Raw genomic sequence first — 10895 nt, 5'->3', positions numbered from 1 at the left:
GTGCAGAAGGTGGTGGAACAGCGCTGCCTGCTGTGCCACGGCGCGCAGGTGCAGATGAAGAATGTGCGCCTGGACTCGCCCCAGGAGATCGCCAGCCACGCGCAGGCCATCTACCAGCAGGTGGTGGTGTCGCGCGTGATGCCGATGAGCAATTCCACCGGCATGACCGACGACGAACGCGCGCTGATCGACACCTGGTTCAAGGCGGGCGCGCCCACGCGCTAGGCCCGCCGGCGGGAACGGCCTGTTGCCGCTCCCGTTCTGCCCGCGCCCCTTCAATCCTTCCTCCCCCGCCTCCATGCACACCTACGACGCCACGCTGCCCTACCCCCGCGACCTGGCCGGCTACGGCCGCAATCCGCCGCACGCGCGCTGGCCGGGCGGCGCGCGCATCGCCGTGCAGTTCGTGCTGAACTACGAGGAAGGCGGCGAGAACTCGGTGCTGCACGGCGACCCGGGCTCCGAGCAGTTCCTGTCCGAGATGTTCAATCCTGCCAGCTACCCGGACCGCCACCTGTCCATGGAGAGCATCTACGAGTACGGCTCGCGCGCCGGCGTCTGGCGCATCCTGCGCGAGTTCGAGAAGCGGCGGCTGCCGCTGACGGTGTTCGGCGTGGGCATGGCCTTGCAGCGCCATCCCGAGCTGGCCTCGGCCTGCGTCGAGCTGGGCCACGAGATCGCCTGCCACGGCTGGCGCTGGGTGCATTACCAGGACGTGGACGAGGCCACCGAGCGCGAACACATGTTCCTGGGCATGCAGGCCATCGAGCAGCTGACCGGCGCGCGCCCGCTGGGCTGGTACACCGGCCGCGACAGCCCGCGCACGCGCCGGCTGGTGGCCGACTACGGCGGCTTCGAATACGACAGCGACTACTACGGCGACGACCTGCCCTTCTGGATGCAGGTGCGCAGGAGCGACGGCAAGGTCGTGCCGCAGCTGATCGTGCCCTACACGCTGGACTGCAACGACATGCGCTTCGCGCTGCCGCAGGGCTATTCCCACGCCGAGCCCTTCTTCCAGTACCTGAAGGACAGCTTCGACGCGCTCTACGCCGAAGGCGACGAGGCTCCCAAGATGCTCAGCATCGGCATGCATTGCCGCCTGCTGGGCCGGCCGGGCCGCATCGTGGCTCTGCAGCGCTTCCTGGACTACATCGCGGCGCGCGACCGCGTCTGGATCTGCCGCCGGCTGGACATCGCCCGGCACTGGCGCGCCATCCATCCCTTCCCCTCCACCCGTTGATGTCGACTCCGACCCACATGGCCTACACCCTGGAACAGCTCAATGCCGCCACGACCGACGAGGCCGTGGCCATGCTCGACGGTCTGTACGAGCATTCGCCCTGGATCGCCCGGCAGGCCCTGGCCGCGCGGCCGTTCCGCTCGCTGCCGCAGCTGCAGGACGCGCTGCGGCGCGTGCTGGACGAGGCCGACGCCGAGGCCGGCCTGGCGCTGATCCGCGCCCACCCGGAGCTGGCCGGCCGCGCCATGCAGGACAACAGCCTGACGGCCGAATCCACCAATGAGCAGGACAAGGCCGGCCTGACCCATTGCTCGCCCGAGGAACTGGCGCGGCTGCGGCAGCTCAACGCCGACTATCTGGCCCGCTTCGGCTTTCCCTTCATCCTGGCCGTGCGCGGTCCGCGCGGCATCGGCCTGACGCGCGGCCAGATCATCGCCACCTTCGAGCGCCGGCTGGACAATCCGCCCGACGTCGAATTCCGCGAGGCGCTGCGCAACATCCACCGCATCGTCGAGATCCGCCTGGCCGACAAGTTCGGCCTGGACCTGAGCCTGGGCAACGACATCTGGGACTGGCATGAGCGGCTCAGCGTCCACAGCGATCCGGGCTACGCTGAACAGGGCCAGCTCACCGTCACCTACCTGACGGACGCGCACCGCGCCTGCGCCCAGCGCATCAGCCACTGGATGCGCGACTGCGGCTTCGACGAAGTCGAGATCGACGCCGTCGGCAACGTGGCCGGCCGCTATCGCGCCGAACGGCCCGACGCCGCGACGCTGATGACCGGCAGCCACTACGACACGGTGCGCAACGGCGGCAAGTACGACGGCCGGCTGGGCATCTTCGTGCCCATGGCCTGCGTGCGGGAACTGCATCGCCAGGGCCGCCGCCTGCCCTATCACCTGGAAGTGATCGGCTTCGCCGAGGAGGAAGGCCAGCGCTACGCCGCCACCTTCCTGGGCTCGGGCGCGCTGGTCGGCGACTTCAGGCAGGAATGGCTGGACCAGCGCGACGCCCAGGGCATCACGATGCGCGAAGCCATGCAGCACGCCGGCCTGTGCATCGACGACATCCCCACGCTGCGCCGCGATCCCGCGCGCTACCTGGGCTTCGTCGAAGTGCACATCGAACAAGGCCCGGTGCTGTTCGAGATGGGCCTGCCGCTGGGCGTGGTCACCTCGATCAACGGCAGCGTGCGCTACCGTGGCCGCATCGTCGGCATGGCCAGCCATGCCGGCACCACGCCCATGGACCGCCGGCGCGACGCGGCCGCCGCCACGGCCGAGCTGGCCCTGTACCTGGAGCGGCGCGCGGCGAGCGACGGCGATTCGGTCGGCACCATGGGCATGCTGGACGTGCCCAACGGCTCGATCAACGTGGTGCCCGGCGAATGCCGCTTCAGCCTGGACCTGCGCGCGCCGGGCAACGCCCAGCGCGACGCGCTGGCGACCGACGTGCTGGCCGAACTCGCCGCCATCTGCCAGCGCCGCGGCCTGCGCTGCGAACTGGAAGAGACCCTGCGCGCCGCCGCCGCGCCCAGCGCGCCGGCCTGGCAGGCGCGCTGGGAACGCGCGGTCGAGGCGCTGGGCCTGCCCGTGCACCGCATGCCCAGCGGCGCCGGCCACGACGCCATGAAGCTGCACGAGGCCATGCCGCAAGCCATGCTGTTCGTGCGAGGCCAGAATTTCGGCATCAGCCACAACCCGCTCGAATCCACCACCGCCGACGACATGCAGCTGGCGGCACAGGCCCTGCGCCACCTGCTCGATGCGCTGGCGCATGAGATGACACGTTGAACCCGGAGACACACAAGATGACAGACTATTCGAAACTCGACGCCTGGGTGGACGCCCACTTCGACGAGGAAGTGCGCTTCCTGCAGGAGCTGGTGCGCGTGCCCACCGACACCCCGCCGGGCAACAATGCCCCGCACGCCGAGCGCACCGCCGAACTGCTGCGGGCCTTCGGCATGCAGGCCGAGGCCCACCCCGTGCCCGAGCAGGAAGTGCGCGACTACGGCCTGCAATCGATCACCAACCTGATCGTGCGGCGCGAGTACGGCCCTGGCCGCCGCGTGGCCCTGAACGCCCACGGCGACGTGGTGCCGCCCGGCGAAGGCTGGCGCCACGATCCCTACGGCGCCCAGATCGAGGACGGCAATCTGTACGGCCGCGCCGCCGCCGTCAGCAAGAGCGACTTCGCCAGCTTCACCTTCGCCGTGCGCGCGCTGGAGGCCGTGGCCGCGCCCCGCCATGGCGCGGTCGAGCTGCATTTCACCTACGACGAGGAATTCGGCGGCCTGCTGGGACCGGGCTGGCTGCTGCGCCAAGGGCTGACCAAGCCCGACCTGCTGATCGCGGCCGGCTTCAGCTACGCCGTGGTGTCGGCGCACAACGGCTGCCTGCAGATGGAAGTCACCGTGCACGGCGAAATGGCGCACGCGGCCGTGCCCGAGACCGGCGTGGACGCGCTGCAGGGCGCGGTCTGGATCCTGAACGCGCTGTACGCGCAGAACGCGCGCTATCGCGAGGTCCGCTCGCAGGTGCCGGGCATTACCCACCCCTACCTGAACGTCGGCCGCATCGAAGGCGGCACCAATACCAACGTGGTGCCCGGCAAGGTCAGCTTCAAGCTGGACCGCCGCATGATCCCCGAGGAAAACGCCGCCGAAGTGGAAGCCGACATCTACCGCATCATCGAAGACGCCGCCGCGACCTTTCCCGGCATCCGCGTCGAGATCAAGCGGCTGCTGCTGGCCAACGCCATGCGTCCGCTCCCCGGCAACAAGCCGCTGGTGGACGCCATCCAGCGGCACGGCCGGGAGATCTTCGGCGAGGACATCCCGGCGCTGGGCACCCCGCTCTACACCGACGTGCGGCTGTACGCCGAGGCCGGCATCCCCGGCGTGATCTATGGCGCCGGCCCGCGCACGGTGCTGGAGTCGCACGCCAAGCGCAACGACGAACGCGTGGCGCTGGAAGACCTGCGCCGCGCCACCAAGGTCATCGCCCGCGCGCTGGCCGACCTGCTGCAGCCGCAGTAGCGCCCGCCCCAGCCTTGATCCGCGCCCCGCAGGCCCGCCGGCCGCGGGCGCGCACAGCATCCCGCAGTCCAGCATCGAATTCCCATTTCCGCATACACAAACCAAGCCAGCCAGAAGTCAGACCAGGCACATACGTAACGCAGCAGTTGTATCCACCAGGAGACCACGCATGCCGTCCACGCCGTCCGCTTACTCCCAGGGGTGTCCGCCAGACCGGCATCCCGTCGACCAACGCCTTCCCAATATCAAGCTCGCCGCCCTGGGCCTGCAGCACGTGCTCGTGATGTACGCGGGCGCCGTCGCGGTGCCGCTCATCATCGGCCGGGCGCTGCAGCTCAGCGCCGAGGAAGTGGCCATGCTGATCTCCGCCGACCTGTTCTGTTGCGGGCTGATCACGCTGATCCAGACGCTGGGCGCAACGCGCTGGTTCGGCATCCAGCTGCCCGTCATGATGGGCGTCACCTTCGCCTCGGTCGCGCCCATGGCGGCCATGGCCACGGCCGAGCCGGGGCCGGCGGGCGCGCAGCTGCTGTTCGGCTCCATCATCGGCGCGGGCGTGGTGTCCATCCTGATCGCGCCCGCCGTCAGCCGCATGCTGCGCTTCTTTCCGCCGGTGGTCACCGGCACCATCATCGCCGTCATCGGCATCACGCTGATGCGCGTGGGCATCAACTGGATCTTCGGCAACCCCGTCGGCCCGACCGCGCCCGCCATCGTCGACCCGGCCTACGCCAAGTGGCTGGCCGACGTGACCGCGCCCGGCGGCCAGGCGCCGCCCCTGCCGCAGGGCTTCGCCATCCAGCCCTCGGTGCCCAACCCGAAGTACGCCGACCCGGTCGGCCTGGGCATCGCCGGCGTGGTGCTGCTGTCCATCCTGCTGATCGTCAAGTACGCGCGCGGCTTCGTCGCCAATATCTCGGTGCTGCTGGGCATCGTGGTCGGCGCCATCGCCGCCTCGGCCGCCGGCATCATGACCTTCGAGAAAATGGACCAGGCCGCCTGGTTCGACATCGTGCTGCCCTTCCACTTCGGCATGCCCCGCTTCGACATCATGATGATCCTGACCATGTCGCTGATCATGGTGGTGGTGATGATCGAGTCCACCGGCATGTTCCTGGCGCTGGGCTCCATGACGTCGCGCGAAATCACCCAGAAGGACCTGGCCCGGGGCCTGCGCACCGACGGCCTGGGCACGCTGCTGGGCGGCATCTTCAACACATTCCCGTACACCAGCTTCTCGCAGAACGTGGGGCTGGTCGCGGTGACGGGCGTCAAGAGCCGCTATGTCTGCGCCGCCGGCGGGCTGATCCTGCTGGTGCTGGGCCTGCTGCCCAAGATCGCCGCGCTGGTCGAGTCGCTGCCCACCGTGGTGCTGGGCGGCGCCGGCATCGTCATGTTCGGCATGGTCGCGGCCACCGGCATCCGCATTCTCTCGGGCGTGGACTTCAAGACCAACCGCAACAACGCCATGATCGTGGCGGTCTCGATCGGCATCGGCATGGTGCCGCTGATCGCGCCCCACTTCAAGCAATGGATGCCGCATTCCCTGCATCCGCTGGTGGAGTCCGGCATCCTGCTGTCGTCGGTGACGGCGGTGCTGCTGAACCTGTTCCTGAACGGCGCGCAGCACGATGAACGCGCGGTGATCGCGGCGGCGAGCCAGGCGGAGAGTCACTAGGGCGTTGGATCGCCTGGGGTGCCGTAGTTGAGAGGCGGGCAACGGCACCCGGCGCGGAGTTCTCCCGCCCCCCAGGAGTTTCGGTCACTCGGGGCCTTTCGTGACGGAATCGCGCAAAAAGCAGAACAGTCTTATTAGCAATAATTCTCAACTAAATTAGACTAGGCCGGCAATGACGAACTCAACACGGAAATTGCAGCCATGTTTGCGTCAGATATGCCGAGCTTTCTTCAGTACCTCCTGCCCAATCTGGCATGCCTGATCATTCCGATCTTCCACGCCAGGAAATATGCCGAAAACCGCTCGCTATCACGCATGAACGGAGCGCTCCGTTCATCGCTGTTCTCAGCACTCATCACGCTGGCGTTGGGCCGATTCATCTGGCACGGATCTCTGACCAGCTACTTGTTGGCATGCGCAGGCTACGCCATGTTCAGCGCCGTCAGCTTTTGGGGCATGGCGTGGGCCATTGAAAAAGCCAGAAAGATCGCCTGATCAACGCTATCGCAAGGGTAGCGCTCCGCGCCTAAGCGTCCCGCGTCACCCGCAAGATCTCCTCCGGCGACGTCCGCCCCTCATCCACCCAGCGCTGCCCGTCTTCCCGCATGCTGCGCATGCCGGCGGCCGTCGCCGCGATCCGCAGTTCGCGCTCGTCGCGGCCCTCGTGGATCAGGCGGCGGGCCTCGTCGTCCACGCTGAACAGCTCGTGGATGCCCGAGCGGCCGCTGTAGCCGGTGTGGTTGCAGGCGGCGCAGCCGACCGGATGGTAGACGCGGCGGCCCTCGTGCTCGGCCGGCTGCTTGCAGGCCGGGCACAGCTGGCGCACCAGGCGCTGGGCCAGCACGCCCAGCAGCGACGAGGCCAGCAGGAACGGCTCCACACCCATGTCGGTCAGGCGGGTGACGGCGGACACGGCGTCGTTGGTGTGCAGCGTGGCCAGCACCAGGTGGCCCGTGAGCGAGGCCTGCACCGCGATCTGCGCGGTTTCCAGGTCGCGGATCTCGCCGATCATGATGACGTCGGGGTCTTGCCGCAGGATGGCCCGCAGCGCCAGCGCGAAGCTCATGTCGATCTTGGCGTTGACCTGGGTCTGGCTGATGCCGGGCAGGTCGTACTCGATCGGATCCTCGACGGTGAGGATATTGCTGGTGGACGCGTCCAGCCGGCTCAGCGCGGCGTACAGCGTGGTGGTCTTGCCGCTGCCGGTGGGGCCGGTGACCAGCACGATGCCGTGCGGCTGGCGGATCAGGCGGTCGAGCCGCTCCAGCACCCCGGCGCTCATGCCCAGGCGTTCGAGCTTGAGCCGGCCGGCTTCCTTGTCCAGCAGGCGCAGCACGGCGCGCTCGCCGTGGCCGGTGGGCAAGGTGGACACGCGCACGTCGATGGGCCGGCCGCCCACGCGCAGCGCGATGCGGCCGTCCTGCGGCAGGCGTTTCTCGGCGATGTCCAGGTGCGCCATGATCTTGATGCGCGAGATCAGCGCGGCATGCAGCGCCTTGCGCGGGCTGACCACATCGCGCAGCGTGCCATCGACGCGGTAGCGCACCACCGAATGGGTCTCGAAGGGCTCGATGTGGATATCGCTGGCGCCGTCGCGCGCGGCCTGGGCGAACAGCGCGTTGATCATGCGGATGACGGGCGCGTCGTCCTGGGCCTCCAGCAGGTCGGCCACCTCGGGCATGTCCTGCAGCAGCCGGTCCAGGTCGATCTCGTTCTCGGCCACGCCCATGACCGAGGCGGCATCCTCGGCATGGCTGTAGGCGGCCGTCAGCAGCGTTTCCAGCGCCTCGTCCTCGACCTGCGCCACCTCCACGTCGCCGTGGCAGCGGCGGATCTCGCGCAGCGCCCATTCCGGCGTGCGCGGGCTGACCGTCAGTTGCGCGCGGCCGCCGCGCAGCGACAGCACGGCGCGCTGGGCGCGCGCCCAGGCATAGGGCAAGGGATGGGCGCTCATGCGGCCGCTCCCGCCGCTTGCAAGGCGGCGCTCATAGGTGCGACACCACTTCGCTCTTGTAGCCCAGCTCGCGCAACAGGCGCGTGGCGGTGGACACCGTGCCCGGATCCTTGGCGACCTGGCTGCGCACCACATAGCCCATGCCGCCGGGGCCGGCCTGCACATAGGCCTGCAGGCCGCTGCCGCGCACGCGCTGGGCGATGCGCTCGGCGTCGGACTGCGAATCCACCGAGGCGAATTGCAGCGTGGCGCTGGACTTGTCGGCCTCGCCATACAGCGAGGCGGGGTCGCGCGCCACGCTCACGCCCAGCGGCATGCTGACGCGGAACGGCTGCGCCGGATCGCTGGTCTGGCGCGCGGCCGGGTACTGGCGCACGGCGAAGGACTCCACCGTCGCGGGCGGCGGTCGGCGCATGGTCTCGGCCAGGTTCTCCGGCCGCATGTCGTAGGCATTGCCCGACACCGACGGCGCCGAGCCCGGCGCCGTCAGCATGGGCGCCTGCTGGTTGGGCAACAGCCAGTGATCGCCCGGCTGCGCGCCGGCCTGGGCGCGGCGCATGTAGTCGTAGCGGTCCATGGTGACGCCGGCGGCGCGGTTGGCGTCGCGCATCACGTAGGGGCGCAGGAACACCATCAGATTTGTCTTGGTGCGCTTGCGGCTGTCATAGCGGAACAGGTTGCCCAGCACCGGGATGGCGCTAAGGCCCGGCACGGCGTTGGAGCTGAGCGTGACGCTGTCTTCCAGCAGGCCGCCCAGCACGATGATCTGGCCGTCGTCGACCAGCACGCTGGTGTCGATGGCGCGCTTGTTGGTGACGATGCCGTTGGTGATGGAGGAACGGCTTTCGTCGATGCTGCTGACTTCCTGGTAGATGTCCAGCTTGACCGTGCCGCCTTCGGAGATCTGCGGGCGGATGTTCAGCTTCAGGCCCACGTCCTCGCGCTCGATGGTCTGGAACGGGTTGTTGCTGCCGTTGCTGCCGTTGGTGACGTACTGGCCGGTCACGAAAGGCACGGTCTTGCCGACCAGGATGCTGGCGGACTGATTGTCCAGCGTCAGCAGGTTCGGCGTGGACAGGATGTTGGCCTCGCCGGTGTTCTGCATGGCGCGCGCCAGCACGCCCAGGTTGATGACCTTGTTGCCCAGCACGTCGACCGTGCCCTTGACCACGCCCAGCGTCATGCCGCCGCCCAGCGCGTCGATCGAGGTCGGCCCCTTGCCGGACAGGCCGCTGCCGCCCAGGTTGGTGCCGCCGATGAAGCTGGTGCCGCCGCCGTTGATGTTGCCGGCGCCGGTCATCCACTGGATGCCGAACTCGGCCGCCTTGGCCTCGCTGACTTCCACGATCAGGCTTTCCACCAGCACCTGCGCGCGGCGCTGGTCGAGCTGGTCGATCACTTCGCGCAGGCTGCGGTACAGCGGCTCGGGCGCGGAGATGATCAGCGAGTTGGTGGCCGGATCGGCCTGGATGGTGGCGCCGCCGGCGGAATACGACACGGCCTGGTTGCCGTTGTCGTCGCGCGCGATGCGGTCCTGTTCGCCGGACAGCCCGCCCTTGTTGGACGACGTGGACGAGGACGTGCCCAGCCCCTGCTGGTTGCCCTGGTTCATGGACGTGCGCTGCGTCCGCGCGCCGCCGCCCTGCGCGCCCGGCGCGGTCGCGCCTTGCGGGGCCCCGGCGCCGGTGGCGGCGTTGGCCTGCCCGGTCAGCAGGCCGCCCAGCACCTCGGCGATGCGAGTGGCCTGGGCGTTGCGCATGTAGACCACGTGCAGATTGCCGCCGCGATTCTGCTGCGCGTCCAGTTTCAGGATCAGCTCGCGCGCCAGCTTGGTGCGGGCGGGACTGCCGGCGCGCACCAGCACGCTGTTGCTGCGCGGGTCGGCCACCACCGCGATGCGCTGGGTCGGGTCATTGCCCTGCGTATCCAGCAGCTGCGAGGCCAGCACCGCGATATCGGACGCGATGCCCGAGCGCACCGGCACCACGTCGGTGTCGATGGAGCTGGGTACGTCGATGCGGGCGATCACCGCCGCGATGCGCTCCAGGTTGTCGGCGTAGTCGGTCACCACCAGCGTGTTGTTGCCGGGATAGGCGTTGACCGGGTTGTTGGGCGGCACCATCGGGCGCAGCACCGGCACCAGGTTGGCGGCGTTCTCGTACTTGAGCGGGAACACGCGGGTCAGCATCTCGCCGCCGCCGCCCGCGCCGCGCGCGAAGCTGGATACCGAGACCGGCGCGCCCTTGGCCGCCGGACGCGGATCGCCGACCACCGCGCTGCCCTGCAGCTTGGCGTCGGCTTCAGGCACCACGCGGGTCACGCCGTCCACGTCGACGATGGCGAAGCCCTGCAGGCGCAGCGCGCCGGTCAGCATGGACAGCGCCTGGTTGCTGTCCACCGGACGGTCCGAGACCAGCGTGAGCTTGCCCTTGACGCGCGGGTCCACCAGGAAGTTGCGCTGCGTGAAGAGCGACAGCGCGCGCAGCACGGCGGGAATATCGGTATCCACGAAATTCAGGCTGACACGATTGTCGGCCTGTTGAGCGTAGGCGGTGCTGGCCGCCGGCCCGATCTGGCTGGCGGCCAACAGGACCGCCAGACTGAGTTGCGCGAATTGACGCATGACGAAGGTGTGCCTGAGACGTGAAATCGTGTGAAAAAACGTGAATTCGCGTCGGAGTATACGGGGTGACACTGCAACACTACGGTCATATTCCAAAGGCAAGGTGGCGGCCTGGAAACCCTTTGAAAATGCGGCTCTCCGGGCAGTTTCCCGGACCTTGAGCCGAACCAGGACCATGCCATCCTTTCGTTACGAAGCGACTGACGCGCTCGGCAAGATCGTGCGCGGCACGATCGAGGCCGACACCGAGCGCGGCGCCCGCAACCAGCTGCGCGGCCGCGGCCTGCTGCCGCTGTCCACCGCCCCCGCCGCGCGCGCCGAGGGCCTGGGCGGCGCCTTGCGCGCGCGCCTGTC

At 68.9% G+C, this 10895-nt stretch carries 7 protein-coding genes and 2 pseudogenes; 7 read left to right on the top strand and 2 right to left on the bottom strand.

Going from position 1 to position 10895, the window contains the following annotated elements:
* From KDH83_RS26405 to KDH83_RS26380, 6 genes and pseudogenes are all read left to right on the top strand, one after another.
* Window positions 1-225, top strand: a pseudogene (locus KDH83_RS26405) (hypothetical protein); the annotation flags it as partial.
* Window positions 226-298: 73 nt separating this feature from the next.
* Complete coding sequence (gene puuE, locus KDH83_RS26400) at window positions 299-1243, top strand: allantoinase PuuE (RefSeq protein WP_212321131.1); 945 nt, start codon at window positions 299-301, stop codon at window positions 1241-1243.
* A gap of 17 nt (window positions 1244-1260) precedes the next feature.
* Entirely contained in the window at window positions 1261-3039 is a 1779-nt protein-coding gene (gene uraD / locus KDH83_RS26395) for a 2-oxo-4-hydroxy-4-carboxy-5-ureidoimidazoline decarboxylase (RefSeq protein WP_212321133.1), read from the top strand.
* 17 nt (window positions 3040-3056) lie between these two features.
* Complete coding sequence (locus KDH83_RS26390) at window positions 3057-4286, top strand: M20/M25/M40 family metallo-hydrolase (RefSeq protein WP_212321129.1); 1230 nt, start codon at window positions 3057-3059, stop codon at window positions 4284-4286.
* Window positions 4287-4455: 169 nt separating this feature from the next.
* A complete protein-coding gene (locus tag KDH83_RS26385) occupies window positions 4456-5964 on the top strand; it encodes a nucleobase:cation symporter-2 family protein (protein WP_212321127.1) in 1509 nt (502 codons plus the stop codon).
* 201 nt (window positions 5965-6165) lie between these two features.
* Window positions 6166-6459 carry a hypothetical protein gene (locus KDH83_RS26380; RefSeq protein ID WP_212321125.1) on the top strand — a complete coding sequence of 98 codons (294 nt, stop codon included), beginning with the start codon at window positions 6166-6168 and terminating at the stop codon, window positions 6457-6459.
* A 31-nt stretch (window positions 6460-6490) separates the two neighbouring features.
* Here KDH83_RS26380 and gspE read toward each other — a convergent pair whose 3' ends face one another.
* Window positions 6491-7918 carry a type II secretion system ATPase GspE gene (gspE, locus tag KDH83_RS26375; RefSeq protein WP_212321123.1) on the bottom strand — a complete coding sequence of 476 codons (1428 nt, stop codon included), beginning with the start codon at window positions 7916-7918 and terminating at the stop codon, window positions 6491-6493.
* A gap of 31 nt (window positions 7919-7949) precedes the next feature.
* Window positions 7950-10541, bottom strand: a complete 2592-nt coding sequence (gspD, locus tag KDH83_RS26370) for a type II secretion system secretin GspD (RefSeq protein ID WP_212321121.1) — start codon at window positions 10539-10541, stop codon at window positions 7950-7952.
* 175 nt (window positions 10542-10716) lie between these two features.
* On the opposite strand from gspD, the pseudogene KDH83_RS32985 reads away from it, so the two are divergent.
* A pseudogene (locus KDH83_RS32985) lies at window positions 10717-10895 on the top strand (type II secretion system protein GspF); the annotation flags it as partial.

The organism is Achromobacter sp. Marseille-Q0513, from assembly GCF_018195695.1.
In the GTDB taxonomy this organism is placed as follows: domain Bacteria; phylum Pseudomonadota; class Gammaproteobacteria; order Burkholderiales; family Burkholderiaceae_B; genus Achromobacter.
Note: the sequence above shows the minus strand (reverse complement) of the source record. Positions and strands in the feature narration are given on the sequence as shown.

Bases quoted from the DNA above. Each gene is read 5' to 3' on its own strand.
- puuE (WP_212321131.1), top strand. From the start codon at position 299: ATGCACACCTACGACGCCACGCTGCCCTACCCCCGCGACCTGGCCGGC.
- uraD (WP_212321133.1), top strand. From the start codon at position 1,261: ATGGCCTACACCCTGGAACAGCTCAATGCCGCCACGACCGACGAGGCC.
- KDH83_RS26390 (WP_212321129.1), top strand. From the start codon at position 3,057: ATGACAGACTATTCGAAACTCGACGCCTGGGTGGACGCCCACTTCGAC.
- KDH83_RS26385 (WP_212321127.1), top strand. From the start codon at position 4,456: ATGCCGTCCACGCCGTCCGCTTACTCCCAGGGGTGTCCGCCAGACCGG.
- KDH83_RS26380 (WP_212321125.1), top strand. From the start codon at position 6,166: ATGTTTGCGTCAGATATGCCGAGCTTTCTTCAGTACCTCCTGCCCAAT.
- gspE (WP_212321123.1), bottom strand. From the start codon at position 7,918: ATGAGCGCCCATCCCTTGCCCTATGCCTGGGCGCGCGCCCAGCGCGCC.
- gspD (WP_212321121.1), bottom strand. From the start codon at position 10,541: ATGCGTCAATTCGCGCAACTCAGTCTGGCGGTCCTGTTGGCCGCCAGC.